This is a genomic window from Cupriavidus sp. C1SS-2L, assembly GCF_057073735.1.
The window spans coordinates 2,451,409-2,467,562 of the sequence record NZ_CP172708.1 but is presented as its reverse complement, the minus strand read 5'-3'; the positions used below and the strand labels follow the sequence as shown (position 1 = coordinate 2,467,562).

17 protein-coding genes and 1 tRNA gene are annotated in these 16,154 nt (G+C 61.2%); 5 read left to right on the top strand and 13 right to left on the bottom strand.

All coding sequences use genetic code 11. The features are described 5' to 3' along the window. The first annotated feature begins 105 nt into the window (after nt 1–105). Nucleotides 106–1,290: a thiolase family protein gene (locus tag ACIGJG_RS11400; RefSeq protein WP_483672334.1), complete on the top strand. Its 1,185-nt coding sequence runs from the start codon at nt 106–108 to the stop codon at nt 1,288–1,290. 128 nt (nt 1,291–1,418) lie between these two features. Here ACIGJG_RS11400 and ACIGJG_RS11395 read toward each other — a convergent pair whose 3' ends face one another. From ACIGJG_RS11395 to ACIGJG_RS11370, 6 genes are all read right to left on the bottom strand, one after another. Continuing rightward, complete coding sequence (locus tag ACIGJG_RS11395) at nt 1,419–2,378, bottom strand: cation diffusion facilitator family transporter (protein ID WP_483672333.1); 960 nt, start codon at nt 2,376–2,378, stop codon at nt 1,419–1,421. A 422-nt stretch (nt 2,379–2,800) separates the two neighbouring features. Continuing rightward, nucleotides 2,801–3,037, bottom strand: coding sequence for a thioredoxin family protein (locus ACIGJG_RS11390; protein ID WP_483672332.1), 237 nt, complete (start codon nt 3,035–3,037; stop codon nt 2,801–2,803). A gap of 9 nt (nt 3,038–3,046) precedes the next feature. Further along, nucleotides 3,047–4,084 carry a permease gene (locus tag ACIGJG_RS11385; protein WP_483673074.1) on the bottom strand — a complete coding sequence of 346 codons (1,038 nt, stop codon included), beginning with the start codon at nt 4,082–4,084 and terminating at the stop codon, nt 3,047–3,049. A gap of 645 nt (nt 4,085–4,729) precedes the next feature. Further along, nucleotides 4,730–5,341 (bottom strand): hypothetical protein, encoded by a 612-nt coding sequence (locus ACIGJG_RS11380; protein ID WP_483672331.1) that lies wholly within the window; start codon nt 5,339–5,341, stop codon nt 4,730–4,732. 186 nt (nt 5,342–5,527) lie between these two features. Further along, nucleotides 5,528–6,037, bottom strand: a complete 510-nt coding sequence (locus ACIGJG_RS11375; RefSeq protein ID WP_483672330.1) for an aspartate carbamoyltransferase — start codon at nt 6,035–6,037, stop codon at nt 5,528–5,530. Nucleotides 6,038–6,042: 5 nt separating this feature from the next. Beyond that, nucleotides 6,043–6,324 carry a hypothetical protein gene (locus ACIGJG_RS11370; RefSeq protein WP_483672329.1) on the bottom strand — a complete coding sequence of 94 codons (282 nt, stop codon included), beginning with the start codon at nt 6,322–6,324 and terminating at the stop codon, nt 6,043–6,045. A 305-nt stretch (nt 6,325–6,629) separates the two neighbouring features. Between ACIGJG_RS11370 and ACIGJG_RS11365 the strand changes: the two genes are divergently transcribed. The 3 genes from ACIGJG_RS11365 (at nt 6,630) to ACIGJG_RS11355 (ending at nt 10,580) form a co-directional block, all read left to right on the top strand. Then, nucleotides 6,630–7,346 carry a response regulator gene (locus ACIGJG_RS11365; RefSeq protein ID WP_483672328.1) on the top strand — a complete coding sequence of 239 codons (717 nt, stop codon included), beginning with the start codon at nt 6,630–6,632 and terminating at the stop codon, nt 7,344–7,346. Then, nucleotides 7,346–8,779, top strand: coding sequence for an ATP-binding protein (locus ACIGJG_RS11360; RefSeq protein WP_483672327.1), 1,434 nt, complete (start codon nt 7,346–7,348; stop codon nt 8,777–8,779). Before ACIGJG_RS11365 ends, ACIGJG_RS11360 begins: the two co-directional genes overlap by 1 nt. Nucleotides 8,780–9,644: 865 nt before the next feature. Continuing rightward, nucleotides 9,645–10,580, top strand: coding sequence for an alpha/beta hydrolase (locus ACIGJG_RS11355; RefSeq protein WP_483672326.1), 936 nt, complete (start codon nt 9,645–9,647; stop codon nt 10,578–10,580). A gap of 604 nt (nt 10,581–11,184) precedes the next feature. Here ACIGJG_RS11355 and ACIGJG_RS11350 read toward each other — a convergent pair. From ACIGJG_RS11350 to ACIGJG_RS11320, 7 genes are all read right to left on the bottom strand, one after another. Continuing rightward, the gene (locus ACIGJG_RS11350) at nt 11,185–11,517 is read right to left on the bottom strand and encodes a hypothetical protein (protein WP_483672325.1); all 333 of its coding nucleotides are present in this window, start codon (nt 11,515–11,517) and stop codon (nt 11,185–11,187) included. A gap of 1 nt (nt 11,518) precedes the next feature. Beyond that, nucleotides 11,519–11,728 (bottom strand): hypothetical protein, encoded by a 210-nt coding sequence (locus tag ACIGJG_RS11345; protein ID WP_483672324.1) that lies wholly within the window; start codon nt 11,726–11,728, stop codon nt 11,519–11,521. A gap of 42 nt (nt 11,729–11,770) precedes the next feature. Then, on the bottom strand, nt 11,771–12,817 hold the full coding sequence (locus tag ACIGJG_RS11340; protein ID WP_483672323.1) for a site-specific integrase: 1,047 nt from the start codon (nt 12,815–12,817) through the stop codon (nt 11,771–11,773). 153 nt (nt 12,818–12,970) lie between these two features. Then, a tRNA-Val gene (locus tag ACIGJG_RS11335) sits at nt 12,971–13,045 on the bottom strand. 119 nt (nt 13,046–13,164) lie between these two features. Further along, nucleotides 13,165–13,878: a DNA polymerase III subunit epsilon gene (gene dnaQ / locus ACIGJG_RS11330; protein WP_041679992.1), complete on the bottom strand. Its 714-nt coding sequence runs from the start codon at nt 13,876–13,878 to the stop codon at nt 13,165–13,167. A gap of 31 nt (nt 13,879–13,909) precedes the next feature. Then, nucleotides 13,910–14,347 carry a ribonuclease HI gene (rnhA, locus tag ACIGJG_RS11325; RefSeq protein WP_011298346.1) on the bottom strand — a complete coding sequence of 146 codons (438 nt, stop codon included), beginning with the start codon at nt 14,345–14,347 and terminating at the stop codon, nt 13,910–13,912. Nucleotides 14,348–14,410: 63 nt separating this feature from the next. Then, a complete protein-coding gene (locus ACIGJG_RS11320) occupies nt 14,411–15,205 on the bottom strand; it encodes a class I SAM-dependent methyltransferase (RefSeq protein WP_041679653.1) in 795 nt (264 codons plus the stop codon). Nucleotides 15,206–15,217: 12 nt separating this feature from the next. Between ACIGJG_RS11320 and gloB the strand changes: the two genes are divergently transcribed. Next, a complete protein-coding gene (gloB, locus tag ACIGJG_RS11315; RefSeq protein ID WP_011298345.1) occupies nt 15,218–16,018 on the top strand; it encodes a hydroxyacylglutathione hydrolase in 801 nt (266 codons plus the stop codon). The last annotated feature ends 136 nt before the right edge of the window (nt 16,019–16,154 follow it).

Sequence of the window (16,154 nt, the reverse complement as noted above, 5' to 3'; positions counted from 1 at the left end):
GGAGGCGGGCTTGTCCACCGAACCATATCAGCGTTATCCCTCCATGGAGGGAATACACCAATTCCCGACGCGGCAAGACGCCGCACACCTGCAAGGAGCGTATCAATGGGCAAGATTGAAGTAGTGTTATGCAATCCCGTGCGCACGGCAATAGGCACATACGCGGGCATGCTTAGGGAAATGCCGGCACCCGCACTAGGGGCGACGGTGATCCGCGAATGTTTGAATCGGTCTGGGTTGCCAGCAGAGAAGGTGCAAGCCCTCGTCATGGGAAATGTGATTCAGGCCGGCGTCAAGATGAATCCAGCGCGGCAGGCGGGAATTGCCGGCGGCTTGCCAGTTGAAGTGCCCGCGCTCACGGTCAATCGTGTCTGTGGTTCTGGTGCACAAGCGATTGCCAGCGCGGCGATCGAAATTTGGGCGGGCCTACTCGATTGTGCAATCGCGGGTGGCATGGAGAACATGGATCGTGCTCCCTACCTGTTGCCGCAAGGGCGCTGGGGCGCCCGCATGGGTGATGTCACAATGTATGACAGCATGCTGATGGATGGTCTTAACGACGCGTTCAGCGGACAGCATTCTGGCTGGCATACCGAGGACCTGGTGACACGGTATGGCATCTCAAGGGACGATCAAGACCGATGGGCGCTGCGTTCTCAGCAGCGCTTCGGGCAAGCACAGGCTGCGGGCAAGTTCGATGCCGAGATCGTGGCTATTGAGGTGCCGGGCCGCAAAGCGCCGGTACGGTTTACCAGGGACGAACACAACCGTCCCGACACCACTGCCGAGTCGCTTGCCAAGCTCAGGCCTGCCTTTCGCAAGGACGGCACCATCACTGCAGGCAATGCGCCCGGCCTGAACAGCGGAGCGGCCGCCATGATCGTGGCCGAACGCGGCTGGGCGGAGCGCAACAGCCTCCCACCGATGGCACGCGTCGTCAGTTATGGTCTTGGCGCGGTAGAGCCTGGCTTGTTCGGCCTCGGGCCGATTCCAGCCGTGCGGCAGGCCCTGGACCGAGCCGAGTGGTCGGTAGCGGATGTCGACCGCGTGGAAATCAATGAAGCGTTTGCTGCAATTGCGTTGGTCTGCCAGCGCGAACTGGGCTTCCCGGAAGATGTCGTGAATGCAGAAGGCGGGGCAATTGCCCACGGCCATCCGATTGGTGCGAGCGGCGCAGTCCTGACCACGCGCCTGTTGCACCAAATACAGCGAGGCGGCGGTCGGCGCGGAATCGTGACGCTGTGCATCGGCGGCGGTCAGGGCATCGCGCTCGCCCTTGAACTGCTTTGATTCAAGCAAGAATAGTTACTTGCGCCGGTCAACTTGGCATGGTCTGCGTGCGAGCGGCTTAGCTTGGCGTTTGAGTCTTGTCGACCTGCTCGAACTTGGAACCGCTCGTCTCGCAGATACCGGCGCCCTTACGGCAAGGCGCCGGCGGCTTTCGTCTCGCCAGGACCGACGGCTTGATGCGCAGCAGGGGCGAGCTCGCAGTGGGCCGCAAAACCCTCCGATTCGATCTGCAGGGTGACGTGGTTGATCCCGAAAGCGTCTTGGAGGATGTGCTCGGCTTGCATGAGGATAGTGTCGTGTCGCACCTCTGGTGCACTAGTGCCGCATACGAGATGTGCGGTCAATGCGTTTTCAGTTGTTCCCATGGCCCACACATGCAGGTCGTGGACCGAATGCACACCCGGCAAATCTAGAAGGGCTTCGCGCACATCATCCAGGTCAATGTCTGCTGGTACTCCATCAAACAGGAGGTGAAGTGATTGGCGAAACAGGGACCAGGTGCTCACGATGATGATCACTGCAATTAGCACGCTGACGACCGGGTCAATCCACGTCCATCCTTGCCAGACATACAGCCCACCTGCCAACACAACCCCGAGAGAGACCAGCGCGTCCGCCGCCATATGGAGAAAGACGCCTCGAATGTTCAGGTCATTTTTGGTTCCTGCGCGGAAAAGCCAGGCAGTAATTGTGTTAATAACGACGCCAACGCCGGCGACGATCATCACGGTGGGAGCATTGACCGGCGTCGGGGAGTGCAGCCGGTGTGCCGCCTCCCAGCCCAGCGATCCCATGGCGAGCAGCAGCACGATGGCATTAGCGAAACTCGCGAGTACCGAGCCGCGGCGCCAGCCATAGGTGTGCCGTTTGTCCGGACGCAAGCGCGCCGCACCGAAGGCGGCCCAGGCCAGCAGTAGGCCGCCGACATCGCTGAGGTTATGGCCAGCATCTGCGAGAAGCGCAAGAGATTGAGCTTGCCAGCCATAGAACGCCTCAGTGAGCGCGAAGCCAACGTTCAACGTTGTGCCAAGCGCGAAGGCCCAGCCATACCGTGCCGGGCCGTGGTCATGGGAATCGGCGTGGCTCATAACAGGCAAGCATCAAGCTAGGCGCCAATCTGGCCCAATCGGAGTCCTTACCGAGGGCCAGGCAACGAGGAAAGCGGCGGGAGGCCCGCAAGACGAGCGTACCCGGTTGAGCGGCATTCATAGGGTGCGGGGCACGTGTCGCGATGAAAGGGTTGTTCGAAGCCGCGTCAACCGGTAATCCGACAGGCCGAAACAGGCCGCAAAAACTGTCTATTGTGGGATCCAAGCAGAAGTTCCTCCATCTTTAAGCATGGATCTACGTCCCTGACCCGGCAGCTGGAAGCGTGCGGCACCGATTACAAGGGCCTATGGTGGATTCCCGCTTGCGCTTTGGGCTGACAGGTCTGCCGGCACTGGCGGGCCCAGTTTTCAGCCCCCCTCACTTGTCTCGCCATGCCCTTGGCACGTGGGGAATGATGCCGTCAAGTCGATAGCCACTCCTCGACGTTATCACGGGTGGGGATGCCGCCGGCGTGCACCACCTTGCCGTCGACAACCACGCCCGGGGTGCGCATGATGCCGTAGCTCACGATGTCGCGCATTTCCTCCACCTTCTGGATACTGATGGCAATGCCATTGTCCAGCGCCACCTGCTCGATCAGTGCGATGGTGTTCCTGCAGTTGGCGCAGCCGCTGCCCAGTACCTTGATGTCTTTCATACGGCCTCCTTACAGCGCCCAGTTGAATATGTAGCCTACCAGCAGGATGCCAGTGGCGACCACACCCAGGAAAATGGCGATCAGGCGCACCTTCAGTACCTTGCGCAGGATGACGACCTCGGGGAGCGACAGCCCGATCACGCTCATCATGAAGGCTAGCACCGTCCCCAGTGCCGCGCCCTTCGCCAGAAGCGCCTGGACGATCGGAATGACCCCGGCGGCATTGGTGTACATCGGTACGCCGATCATGACCGCCATCGGCACGGCCCACCAGGCGTCCTTGCCCATGATCGAGGCCATGAAATCCTGCGGCACATAGCCATGGATGCCCGCGCCAATGGCAATGCCGGCGAGAATATAAGGCCAGACCTTGCCGACGATCTGGCGCACGCTCCGCATGCCCGCTGCGATGCGATCGCTAAGATCGACACCTGTTGCTTCGAAATGCGCGGCGGCTCTCGGCATGTCGCGCACCCAGTCTTCAAGATACGCCTCCATCCCGAGCCGTCCGATGATCCAGCCTGCGGCCACGGCGATCGTCAGCCCCAAGGCGAGATACAGCAGCGCTATTTTCCAACCAAATAGCCCGAACAGCAGGGTGAGCGCTACCTCGTTGACCATGGGCGCGGCAATCAGGAAAGAGAAGGTTACGCCCAGCGGCACGCCGGCTTGCACGAAACCGATGAAGAGCGGTACTGCCGAGCACGAGCAAAATGGCGTGACCACGCCGAGGCTGGCCGCCATCGCATTGGCCACGCCTTCGCGACGCCCTGCCAGCAATGCGCGCGTGCGCTCTGGCGTGAAGTAGCTGTTAATCATGCCCATCCCGAACACGATGCCAGTCAGCAGAAGCAAGACTTTCGGTGTGTCATACAAAAAAAACTGCAGTGCGCCGCCAAGGCGGCTGTCGCGCGCCACCGGCAATGCCTCCACCAATGCTTCGGACAGGGGCAGAAGGGATTGGTACAGCGCCCACCAGATTGCTGCGGCAGCCACGAGGAAGAGTCGCGGGCCTCGTTGTGGCAAACGCATCACAAATTCATTCATGATTCGGACTCCGTGAGTCGCTCTCGTGGGTGAACCAGCTTGCACTTGCTCGCGATAGCCCAGCAGCGCAACAACTCAACGCCGTGCACAACCACGGCCATACCTGGCAACTGTTAGAGCGGGATGAAGACGGGCTGGGCAGCCAAAATGAACGGACACCGTTGCTGCACCAGCTCCGCCAAGTCCCTACTTCCGAGCTCGGAATCCAGCGCATCCGACAACACCTCGCGATCCAGATTTGCAGCGCCGTGCGATCTGAAACCGGATGGGCGTCGGCGAGGTGGCTATTCATTGTCGACCTTGATACTAGGGGCCCGTGTCACATGCAGCGAAGGCGCTGGCGATTCCACGGATGCGAATGCGCAGGCCGTCCTCGCGTGCTTTAATGAGGAACATGCCATCGCAAGCAAGCTTATCTCCCCAGCGCGCGTGGATACATGGCCAATAACAAAAGGATAGAAGGGCCGTCGAGACGGCCATTGATACAGGTCAACCTGCAGAAACGGACAGGTGGCGCACGCTCTCTTCTTCTCTATCTTGAAGGCGTCCGCACTATCGTGGTGTCGCGCGGCTACCAAGCACGACGAACGCAGCCTGCTTGGTGCCAAACTCTGCCTTTAGTTTCTGCAAACGCTGCGGATCGTTCTATTGTGTGTCGGCCGCCTTCCCAAGGCGTCCCATCGCTGCCCTTGCGCCGCGCATCATCGCAAGCGGCCCATCGCGAACGAGGTCATTCACTTCAACGGCATGCGCTTGAAGCGCCGCGACAACCCTCAGGTCGCTGGATGTCTGCGTTACGATGGCTCCCTTTTCAGTTGTCTGGACCACTGTGCTAATTGTGTCCTTCTTCTCGAACAGGATGGGAAGCGTAGGGCTGAACAAGTTGAACAACTTACCCTCTTTGAGCCGGCCCTCCATGCTTGCGACATGCGCCTTGATGACTTGGGCGATCTGCGGTTCTTCGGACTCGGTCACGGTCCGGATGCCGTTTGGCAGATTGGTCACTGTGCGAGTGATACGGTCATGATTGTGAATCAAGTCGCGAACAAGGCGCATGTCGGAGGCAAACGCCTCATCTCCCTGCTGCATGTGGCCACCCATCATGCCAGGCATTGGCGCGTGCATCTCGCTGCCAGGCCCTGACATCATGCGGGAACCCATCCCGCCAGGATGAGCAAGAACTGAGGGGGCACCTACGATCATACCGAGTGACACCGCCAAACCGATTGCTAAATTTGGTTTGCTCGAGCTTTGCATGATCCATCTCCATTTCATATCTGTGAACACCGTCAAGGAGAAGAGCCGGAAAACCCGCGAATGATTCGCTATGCTTTCCATCGTCCTCTGACGGGCTTGGCGATAATTGCCGTCTGTTCGCCGGCCCCATCTCTGTACCCGTGCCCAACTTGATTCCAATTCGCCTCAGCCGGCGCGAACTCCGACCTAGGGCTCGCGATGGCCGTGCGCCCCGTGGTCGGAGCGCTGAGCGGCAAACCAAGCATGGATCGCCGCAATCACCGCAGGGGCGGTGCTGGTAAAGGTCAAGCTCGCCCCGGCCGGGATACTCCTGTATTCGACATGAAGCTTGTCGCCCGCGCCGGCCAGTTCGGCCAGTCCAGCCATGTCATGACCGTGGATTCTTGCAGGATCAGAGAAGTCCCCCCGACCGAAACGTTTTGCCTCGGTTGCCAGATGCGAGCGAATGAGCGCGATCTGCCCGGTGTCGTTCTTGGCGTTTGCCGTGATCGTCTCAATCCCCCCGCTCACGGTATCGTCGAAAAAATGCGTGGTCCGCTCCAGATCAAACGGCATCACCGCCGCGCCGCGGTGGGCGACTTCAGTCTGGCGCGAGTGCATGTCGTGTTGCAACATCGCGTCGCCCGGTTGCGCCGCAAAGGCAATCGATATGCCGCAAATTAGTGGGCCCGCCGCGCCTATCAATGTTCTTTTCATTGCGTTCAATCCGCGTGACCGCCAATTCCGGGGCCAGAAACCGCCCCCGGTCCGTGATGGTCGGGCAGGGTGATGCCTTTTTCCTTGGTGCGCTTCTGCACCTCGACGTGTGTCGCTTTTGCCACTTTTTGACGATCCTCGGGCGTCTTGGCATTGCGCATCGTTTCCCGGAGCGCGGTGCGTTCTGCAGGTGTCATGAATTGATGTCCGGCCATTGCGCCATGGCCCATGCCAGCGTGCATGCCGCCGGCCGTGCCATGTCCCATGTGCCCCATGCCGCTGCTCATTGCCCCGGTCGCGCCTGGCTCGGTGCCATGGACGGGTGGAGCGGGTTGGGCAAATACGGCGGCTACCAGCCCCAGGCTCAATGCGGTAACGGCAGCCGCTGCTCTATGTGAGCGTGTCATGATGGGTCCCTCTCAAAAGGTTCGCAGTAACACTCCTGCAGGACCGATTGAAGCAGGTACTTGTAAGCGCTCTGTGTCGCGGGTCAGGCGTTTTGTAGCGTAGTCTTGCCGTTCTCCGCCTTGTCGCAGTGCGTTACAATTTTGCGGCGCCGGCAGCGTTGCCTGTCCTGTATAACGCTCTCGCCATGCCAGATCACGTATTGATTGTCGATGACGATGCGGAGACCCGCAGGCTGCTGCGCGAGTATCTGCAAAAGCAGGGCTATCGCGCGACGGCCGTAGCCGATGGTCGCGCCTTGCGTGCCGCCCTCGGTACGGCGCGCCCGGATCTCATCGTCCTCGATCTGATGCTGCCTGGGGAGGATGGCCTGGAACTGTGCCGCGACCTGCGCACCCGTTCCAATTTGCCGATCATCATGCTTACTGCGCGCGACGAGGAGACCGACCGCGTGGTCGGACTGGAGATGGGCGCCGACGACTACGTTGTGAAGCCCTTCAATCCGCGCGAATTACTCGCCCGGATCAAAAGCGTACTGAGACGCGCCCGCTCGCTACCTGATAACCTGGAGCCCGAAGCAGCCGCGTGGTTCAAGTTCAGCGGGTGGGTGCTCGATGCCGCAACCCGCAACCTCACCTCGCCTAATGGTCTGGTGATACCGTTGAGCGGAAGCGAATTCAGGCTGTTGCGGATATTTCTCGCGCATCCCAACCGTGTCGTGACAAGAGACCAGCTCATCGAGCTGATGAGCTCGCGTGACGCGGAGCCCTACGATCGCGTGATTGACGTTCAGGTGAGCCGCTTGCGACAACGTTTACGTGATGATGCGCGCGAGCCGCGCATCATCAAGACCGTTCGCGGCCAGGGCTATGTGCTGGCCGCCACAGTCGAGGCAGGCACGTGATGCGTCTCGCACCGCGCTCGCTCTTTAGTCGCCTAGTGCTTGTCCTGCTCAGCGGCCTTCTTGTCGCACAGTTGGTCAGCTTCGCGATTCATATGCATGAGCGTGGTGAGGCCCTATCGCAGGCGAGCGGGCTGCAGGCTGCGCAACGCATCGCGGACATCGTGAAGCTGCTTGATTCGATCGATCCAGTCGAGCGGCATCGGATCGTGCGGGTCTTTAGTGCGCCGCCGTTCGCGATCAGCCTCGATACGCATCCTTGGGAAGCGCAGGAAGGCAGTGCGGCTGACAGCCCTCGGGCGATGCTGTTCGGCGCGATGTTGCGCCGCTTTCTCGCAGACGGGCGACCGGTGGCCGTCGCGGTCACCGAAGCGCGGGCGATCCCGGCTACGGCACCGATGGGGCCCGGCGCGGGGGGCCACGCCGCGCACGGCTCATGGATGGCACCAGGCGCGGCTATGCACCTCGGCCCGCAGGCGGGATTTTCTTATGTGGCGCAGCTTCGCCTTAGCGACGGCTCCCTCGTGACATTCGATTCACGCCTGCCGGCGCAGAGCTTCAGTTGGCCGTACCGGCTCCTGTTAAGCATTGCCGTGCTTCTCGCTGCGGTCATTGCGGTCTCGCTCGTGGCCGTACGCTGGACAGTTCGCCCGCTCAACACGCTGGCCAATGCGGCCGACGAGTTAGGCAAGAATATCGACCGCGCACCCATGCCCGAGGACGGACCACTGGAGGTCGCGCGCGCGGCACACGCTTTCAATACCATGCAAGCGAGCCTGAGCCGCTACCTTCGAGAGCGCAGTGCTACGCTTGCGGCGATGTCGCATGACTTGAAGACGCCGATCACCCGCTTGCGCCTGCGCGCCGAACTGCTTGACGACGGAGAGCTGAAACAAAAGATCTCCCAGGACTTGCATGACATGGAGTCGATGGTGCAGGCCACGCTCGCGTTCATGCGCGGAGGGGACAGCGCGGAACCAATCCAGCCCCTTGACGTGATGGCATTGCTCGAGAGCCTGCAGGCCGATGCGGAAGAGGTCGGTGCGCACGTTTCAATCGAAGGAAGCACCGACAGGCCATATCCTGGCCGCCCGCAAGCGCTCAAGCGCTGCCTGAGCAACCTTGTGGATAACGCATGCAAGTATGGAAATCGCGCAGAAATCCTGGTCGAGGACGACGAGAGGCAACTCGTAATACGCGTTCTGGATCAGGGTCCCGGCATTTCCGAGGCGCAGCTCGAGCGCGTGTTTGAGCCTTTCTATCGCATTGAGAGATCCCGCAGCCGCGATACCGGAGGCACCGGATTAGGCCTGACGATCGCCCGAGCGATCGCTCAAATTCACGGCGGCACATTGGTACTGCACAACTTGAAACGCGGAGGCCTGGAGGCAATGTTGACGCTTCCGAGGCCAGCAACTGTAATCGACGATCGCTGATCCCGCGAGAATCCCATCGGTGACATATCCGCGGGGCTCTTGCACTGGAGTGCTCAGAGTCACGGACGCTTGGGGGCTGCATCCGAAACATGCTCGTGCCAAATTTAGGCAAGCCACATAGAAGCTCGACCTCGATCCTGTAAAGCCGGGCTGCCCAAATGCGATCAGGACCGTACGTAATCGCCGTGCCTTTTCGGACTAGAATCTCCTGCGGAGGTGCCAGTCATGTCAGCTATCAAGCGCATAGATCGGGGCCATGCCGCCTATCAGGCCGAGCTGCCTCGGACGACCCGCTACCCTGCGGAGCACGTCACGTTGGCGGCTAGCTCCAGAAAGAGGCCGCGCCCCTCTGTGCCGCATCGCATGGTCGGGCGCGGCAAAGTCAGCATTTGGGGCAAGCGCAGCGGCAAGTAGGCTGCGAAGCGCCGATCGCGATGGCGCGACAATGCGCCGTTTTATCACGGCCGCAGCAGAACCAGACAACCGACAGTTCCTGTGCCTGTATGCCGCCTGACCGCGCGCTATTGTGCTTCGATTAGGCTGCTTCTGGTAACAGTTACTGCTATTGAGAAACCATGCTCACGGTCAACGCCGAGAGACCTCCCGCAATGCATGCGTTGCGCTCATTGGGCGAAAGCAACGCGCGCCAAGGATTGGCTAGCGCACTAGCCAAGGGCTGTCCGAATGCGGCTACAACGCCAGGCAGATCGCCGTACTGCCCTGCGCGGCGTCGTCAATGGCGACTCACGCGGCCGGTTCGCGTAACGCGAAGTCGTGCTTCACGAGTAGCTACTTGCTGTGGACTGGCCGGGACGCCTAGCATGAATGCTGAATTGACCCGGTCAGGCCGGAAGGGAAGCCAACTATGACATCAAGCACGATCCGACACGTCACATACCGCAATCTTGGTTGGGACTCGGCGGCCGACATCTACCTGCCGTCGGACTTCGACGAAAAGCGGCAGTACCCTGCCATCGTGAGCACGCACCCGATCGGTAGTTGCAAGGAGCAGACTTCGGGGGCCGTTTACGCGGCGGCGCTGGCGAAGGAAGGGTTCGTCGTCATCGCATTCGACGCAAGCTTCCAGGGCGCCAGCGGCGGATCGCCCCGGTTCATCGAGGATCCGGCGATTCGCGTGTCGGACATTCGCTTCGCCATCGATTACCTGGTCACGCTGCCATACGTCGACGAGAATCGGATCGGGGCGCTCGGTGTCTGCGGCGGGGGTGCCTATACCATCCAGGCTGCGATGACCGATCGTCGGATCAAAGCGTTGGTCTCGATCACGGGCGTCAATTTCGGCCGGTTGATCCGCGAGAGCTTCAGCAACTTCGACCCCGTTAGCGCGATGGAGGAAATGGGCAGGCAGAGGACGGCGGAAGCCAGGGGCGCGGCGCGGAACGTCATCAACTACCTGCCAGATTCGGTGGAGGGCGGCCGGAAGGCCGGCATCACCGATATCGACGTGCTCGAAGCCACCGAGTACTACAAGACTCCGCGCGGCCAGACGCCCAATGGTGCTACCAGTGGCTTGTATTCCTTCAACAGTGCCGCGATGAGTTGGGATGCGTTCCTGCACGCGGAGGTGTTGCTGACCCAGCCGCTGATGGTAGTGGTCGGCGGCAAGCCGGGGGGCTTTGGTGCCTATCGCGACGGTTGGGAGATCTACGGCAGGGCGGCGTCGAAGGACAAGCATATCGTGGTGGCCGAGGGATGGTCGCACTACGACCTGTATGACAAGCCCGGAGCTGTGACACTGGCGCTAGGCAACGCCGTGCCGTTCTTCGGGGAACGCCTGTAGGGGCGTGTTCCGGTACGGCTTGCGCCTCAATCAGTTCGCAAATCAGATCAGATCAACGAAAGGTTGAACGTTGTTGAACGAGCTGGCCTGCTCAAGGGCTTTCAGGTACTTCGGACGCGCCTAGATCGTGACGATCGTCCACGGATAACGGCCTGACAGAGGGACTGGATTATCGACCCGACCGGCAGCTCGATCGCCTCACCAGATTTGGCATAACTCGGTGCTCATGGAATGCGTCGACGCGTCAGGCAGGTATTCCTCGAACTCGAGATGCGTCGCCATGCAGCCGGCGCTCTACACCAGTGGCAGGAGGCGCTCCCCCGGGCCACCTTGTGGCGGGTGTCCAAGGAACTGCAGACATTCGAGTGTCCAAACTATTCGATAAGCGAATGCCTGCTCCTGGCCGGCAAGAGCCAGTGGAACAAGACGGCAGTAGGCGATCACGAGTTGGCACGGTTCCCGCCTTATATGTTGGCTCATCGAAAATCCTAAGTCTGTGATACTTAAGGATGTTCGACTCGAACATCACTGATTTCTTGAGCAAGCCGTCGTAGCATTTGCTCTCCATCTTCATGGCGAGCGACATGAAACCCGCCATCGATCACTACTGGCATTGGTTGGCCAGCTGCGCGTTGAGCTGCGTGCTCATCTGTGGGGAGGCATCAAATAGGGCTTTTGAGCGATCGGTTCTGACCCCGCTCTCGGCTCGTATCTGCCTGACCGTCTTGAAGCTCCAAATACTCCGACCATTCACACAGGTACACGTCCACACCAAGGTGTTGTCGATGGCTTCTTCGTTGGCCCGTTCTTGTGCCTGCTGTTGGACTTTGAGAGCTGCCTCAGCGGCTTGGCCAGCCCGCAGGATATCCGCCACAGTCTGCGCCCCGGCTGGGCAAGCTCCGGCCACGGCGACGGAAAGCAATAGCACGCGCCGCATGTCAGGCTCCTCGAGCGTAGACGGTGGCCCGACGCATGTCGTACAGGCCGAAAAGATAGGCGCGGACCTCACCTTCTGGCTCGGCCACTATTAGGACCTCGAGGCGCTCCAGAGTCATGTAGAGCGGATTTTCCAGGTCGAGCACACAGGACAGGTCGCTGTCTTGGGGCAGGGTGCGTAAGGGATGCGTAGATTGAATGATGTCCGTCATAGCAAAGCCTTCGAAGTTAATTGGGGGATCTATGGGGCACTTTTAGCCGAGCTTCAATGCTAGATCCTTGGCTCGGGGGTGGTAGTAGCGCCGAAGCATTTGAAGTGTCTTGTGGCCCGTGACCGCCGACAGTTCTAGGACGTTGTCCAAACGTTCGGCTATTCGCGACGTTCCCTCATGCCGGAGGTCGTGAAACCGAAAGTTCTCGATGCCAGCCCGTTCACAGGCGCGCGTAAAGGCCTTTTTTACGGCGTCAGCAGATGTTGGAAACACTCTGTCCGAGGCCGATGTCGCGAGCTCTGCCAGCGGGGCGAGGGTGCTCACAGCCTTGGTTGAAAGCGGGACATCCCTCGACTCACCATTTTTCGAGTCGTGCAAGCGAACAAAGCGATCTTCAAGGAATACGTCTGACCACCGCAGGCTTAGTAGCTCGCCGCGGCGCATGGCTGTTTCCAATGCGAGGATCGTCAACGGCAAGATGCTCGGGTTCCGCGAGCCGCCTTTGTCATAGTGGCCACGCTCATTTCGTGGGCTGGCAGATAGTTCGGCAAACAGACGGGCCTCTTCTGCAGCCCCGAGCCTGCGGGTGCGTCCGCGGCTTTCGCGGGGTCGCCTGATCGTCGAGACTGGGTTGATAGCCAGGTGTATGTCCCATTCCTTGCTGGCGACATTCAAGACATGGCTGATGAGGGTTAGCTCCCGATTTACTGTCGATCCGGAAACCGGGCGTCGCTCGCCGTCGCCTTTGAGGCGGCGGTCTCGGTATGCCGCCAGGACCTTGCCAGTAAGGGCGGCAATCTTGTAGTGGGCAATAGGGTCGGAACGTAGCTTGCGAATTCGAAGGACTTCTTGCTCACCACCTTTCTTGTGGGGCGAGATCTCTTCGCTGTACCGGAGAAGAAGGTCTCCAAGAGTGTTCCGCTCAGCCTCCCGGCGGTCGACGAAGGACCCTCGATCCATTTCGGCCTCCACTTGGCGAGCCCAGCTCTCAGCGTCAGCTTTTGTATCGAAGGTGCGCGCTTGGGGTGGGTAACCGCGCTTACGGATCGCGACGCGCCAATAGTCGCCTCGTTTCCAGATCGATGCCATTCCTGCTCCAGACAAGTGATTGGTTGTGTCTGGGCCGATTGTCTGACTGCGCCACTTTTGCGCCAAAAGGGCATTCCGCGAGGTTTTGCGGCAATGAAAAAAGGCCCTCGACTTTCGTCTGAGGGCCTTCTTCCGTGCGGTTTCCCGCGAATCTGGTGGGTGGTACAGGGATTGAACCTGTGACCCCTGCCGTGTGAAGGCAGTGCTCTACCGCTGAGCTAACCACCCCAGGCTGCTTCGCTTTCGCGTTGACACTGTCGTGCAGCTGAGAAACGAGATTATGCAGACCTTCCTGTATCTTGTAAAGCCCTTTTCTCAGATTTTTTTCAGAAGACGGGTGCCGGGCGCTATTGCACTGCGGGGGTGTCCTGCCATACCGTCTTGCCGCCGCTTGCCTTGTCCAGTTGTTTGAGCACAGCGAGATGCTCGGACACTTCGGCTTCGCTCGCATACAGCACAGGCAGGACGATGTGCGAAAGGTCTGATTCCGCGACGGAACCGTCCGCGGCTTCGGCGCCGTCGAGCATGTCGATGACCAGCGAGTTCTGGCCGCGCGTCATGGCCAGGTAGACCTCTGCCAGCAGTTCTGCATCGAGCAACGCGCCGTGCAGCGTGCGGTGCGCGTTGCTCACGCCAAGCCGGTCGCACAGCGCATCCAGCGAATTGCGCTTGCCGGGGAACATCTGGCGCGCTTCGAGCAGGGTATCGATCACGCTGCCGACGTGTTCGCGGAACGGCGGCAAGCCGAGCAGCCGGAACTCCATATCCAGGAAGCCCAGGTCGAACTGCGCGTTGTGGATGATCAGCTCGGCGTCCTGCACGAAGTCGCGGACCTCGTTGACGACCTCGGCGAACTTTGGCTTGTCGGCCAGGAATTCGACGGTGATGCCGTGCACGGCGATGGCGCCTTCGTCGATGTCGCGCTCGGGGTTGACGTAGAAGTGCAGGTGGCGGCCCGTGAGCCGGCGGTTGACCAGTTCGACACACCCGATTTCGATCAGGCGGTCGCCCGTGGCGGCATTGAGGCCAGTGGTTTCGGTGTCGAGAACGATTTGTCGCATGGCGCGCATTCTAGCGGACGGCAGGGCGAGGTCAGGAGGCGAGCGATGCAACGCCGCGGTTGGCAAGCGCATCGGCGCGCTCGTTGCCAGGGTGGCCATTATGTCCGCGCACCCAGTGCCAGGTGATCTTGTGCGGCTGTACGAGCGTATCGAGTTCCTGCCACAGGTCCGCGTTCTTCACGGGCTTTTTGTCGGCCGTCTTCCAGCCGCGCGCCTTCCAGCCCGGCAGCCATTCGCTGATGCCTTTCTGCACGTACTGCGAGTCGGTGTACACCTGCACGGTGCAGGGCCGCTTGAGCGCGCGCAGCGCCTCGATGACCGCGGTCATCTCCATGCGGTTGTTGGTGGTGTTGGCCTCGCCGCCGAACAGCTCTTTTTCGTTCGTGCCGGCCACGAGTACCGCGCCCCAGCCGCCACGGCCGGGATTGCCTTTGCAGGCGCCATCGGAATAGATGATTACTTCTTGCATGTGTCGTTTGTCAGGGCAGCCCGCAAGGGCTGCCACAGGAGTTATGTGTGCGCGCCGGCCGGGTCAGCTTTCGTCGCCCGGCGTCTTGCCGTGCGTGCCCGTCGGCGTAGCCACCGGCGCGGCGACAGGCGCGAGTGCCGCCTTGGCAGTCTTCCAGGCCGGGCCGACCAGGCGGATATTGCGCACACGCTTGACCGCGGAAATCATGTAGACCGCGCCGAAGATCGGCCACCAGCGGTCGCCGGCCTTTTCCATGAACGCGGCGCGCTGCAGCCAGCGCTCGGTACGGTATGGGGGGCAGTAGCAACCAAAGCGGCCGCGGATGATGTCAAAGCCGAGCAGCTTGAGCCAGTCCTTGATGCGCACGAAGCCGATGGACTGCGCATCCGTCGGCAGGAACGGCATGGCGCCAAGGCGGTTCAGGCCCTGGCGCGCGCCCCACAGGCTCATCGGGTTGAAGCACGTCACCACCACGCGGCCTTCGGGCATCAGCACCCGCGATACCTCCCGCAGGACTTCGTGCGGATCTTCGGCGAACTCCAGCACATGGGGCAGAGTGGCCAGGTCGATGCTCTGGGTGTCGAACGGCAGTTCGTCGAAGCGGCACAGCAGCTGGCGCGCGTCCGGGTGTGCCGCGCGCGGCCCGTGTGGGCCACTGGCAGGATCGAGCGCGAGCGCCGAGAACGGCATCCGGTTCTCGCGCAGGGTATCGATGGCGGGCAGGCCCATCTGGACCGCGTGATAGCCGAAAATATCCGGCACGGTCCGGTCGTATTGCCGCGCCTCCCACTCGAGCATGTATTGCCCGGGGGGCGAAGCCAGCCAGTCTTCCCAGCTTACAATCGGACGGTCAGCCATAGGAGCACGCGCATGTTGAAAGTGGAGCCGATCCCCGCATTCCAGGATAACTATATCTGGGCCATCCACGACGGCCGCAATGCCGCCGTGGTCGATCCCGGCGAGGCGGCGCCGGTGGAGCGGTTCCTGAAGGACAAGGGCCTGGCTCTGGGCGCTATTGTAATCACCCATCACCATGGTGATCACCAGGGCGGTGTGGCGGAGCTGCTTTCGGCCTATCCGACTACGCACGACGGCGCGCCGATGCCCGTGATCGGGCCCGCCGGGGAACGCATCGGCGGACGCACACAGGCCGTGCGCGAAGGCGATACGGTGACGTTGCCGGCGCCCGCGCTGCAGTTTCGCGTGCTGGATGTGCCGGGTCATACGGCCGGCCATGTTGCTTACGCCGGCGATCTGCCAGGCGTTGGCCCGGTCGTGTTCTGTGGTGATACGCTGTTCGCTACCGGCTGCGGCCGCCTGTTCGAGGGTACGCCGGCCCAGATGCTCGCGTCGCTTGACAAGCTGGCGTCGCTGCCCGGTGAGACGCGCGTGTACTGCGCACATGAATACACGCGCAGCAATGTGCGCTTCGCGCGCGCAGTGGAACCCGGCAACACCGCGCTGGCCGACTGGGAAGCGCGCGTCGAGTCGCTGCGTGAAGCGGGCCAGCCGACTGTGCCGTCCACGATCGGACTCGAGCGCCAGGTCAATCCGTTCCTGCGTTCGCGAGAACCGACGGTGCGGGAGGCGGTCAAGGCCCAGGGCGGCAGCGTGGCAGGAGATGCGGAAGCGTTCGGCGCGCTGCGTGGCTGGAAAGACAACTTCCGCTGAGTGTAGTGATCAACCTCGCGGGCTCGCTTGCGTCCGTGCGGCAAGGGTCTGCGACAAGTCGAAAGCCAATTGTCTTCTGGAAAATCTCATTGACGTGAAAGCCTGTTTTTTTTAGCATCACGCAACCTTTTAGCGT

Excerpts from the sequence above, each read along its gene's own strand:
- ACIGJG_RS11320 (WP_041679653.1), bottom strand. The coding sequence starts at position 15,205 with ATGGCTGACCGTCCGATTGTAAGCTGGGAAGACTGGCTGGCTTCGCCC.
- dnaQ (WP_041679992.1), bottom strand. The coding sequence starts at position 13,878 with ATGCGACAAATCGTTCTCGACACCGAAACCACTGGCCTCAATGCCGCC.
- ACIGJG_RS11365 (WP_483672328.1), top strand. The coding sequence starts at position 6,630 with ATGCCAGATCACGTATTGATTGTCGATGACGATGCGGAGACCCGCAGG.
- gloB (WP_011298345.1), top strand. The coding sequence starts at position 15,218 with ATGTTGAAAGTGGAGCCGATCCCCGCATTCCAGGATAACTATATCTGG.
- ACIGJG_RS11395 (WP_483672333.1), bottom strand. The coding sequence starts at position 2,378 with ATGAGCCACGCCGATTCCCATGACCACGGCCCGGCACGGTATGGCTGG.
- ACIGJG_RS11340 (WP_483672323.1), bottom strand. The coding sequence starts at position 12,817 with ATGGCATCGATCTGGAAACGAGGCGACTATTGGCGCGTCGCGATCCGT.
- ACIGJG_RS11400 (WP_483672334.1), top strand. The coding sequence starts at position 106 with ATGGGCAAGATTGAAGTAGTGTTATGCAATCCCGTGCGCACGGCAATA.
- ACIGJG_RS11385 (WP_483673074.1), bottom strand. The coding sequence starts at position 4,084 with ATGAATGAATTTGTGATGCGTTTGCCACAACGAGGCCCGCGACTCTTC.
- ACIGJG_RS11345 (WP_483672324.1), bottom strand. The coding sequence starts at position 11,728 with ATGACGGACATCATTCAATCTACGCATCCCTTACGCACCCTGCCCCAA.
- ACIGJG_RS11350 (WP_483672325.1), bottom strand. The coding sequence starts at position 11,517 with ATGCGGCGCGTGCTATTGCTTTCCGTCGCCGTGGCCGGAGCTTGCCCA.
- ACIGJG_RS11360 (WP_483672327.1), top strand. The coding sequence starts at position 7,346 with ATGCGTCTCGCACCGCGCTCGCTCTTTAGTCGCCTAGTGCTTGTCCTG.
- rnhA (WP_011298346.1), bottom strand. The coding sequence starts at position 14,347 with ATGCAAGAAGTAATCATCTATTCCGATGGCGCCTGCAAAGGCAATCCC.
- ACIGJG_RS11390 (WP_483672332.1), bottom strand. The coding sequence starts at position 3,037 with ATGAAAGACATCAAGGTACTGGGCAGCGGCTGCGCCAACTGCAGGAAC.
- ACIGJG_RS11380 (WP_483672331.1), bottom strand. The coding sequence starts at position 5,341 with ATGCAAAGCTCGAGCAAACCAAATTTAGCAATCGGTTTGGCGGTGTCA.
- ACIGJG_RS11355 (WP_483672326.1), top strand. The coding sequence starts at position 9,645 with ATGACATCAAGCACGATCCGACACGTCACATACCGCAATCTTGGTTGG.
- ACIGJG_RS11375 (WP_483672330.1), bottom strand. The coding sequence starts at position 6,037 with ATGAAAAGAACATTGATAGGCGCGGCGGGCCCACTAATTTGCGGCATA.
- ACIGJG_RS11370 (WP_483672329.1), bottom strand. The coding sequence starts at position 6,324 with ATGAGCAGCGGCATGGGGCACATGGGACATGGCACGGCCGGCGGCATG.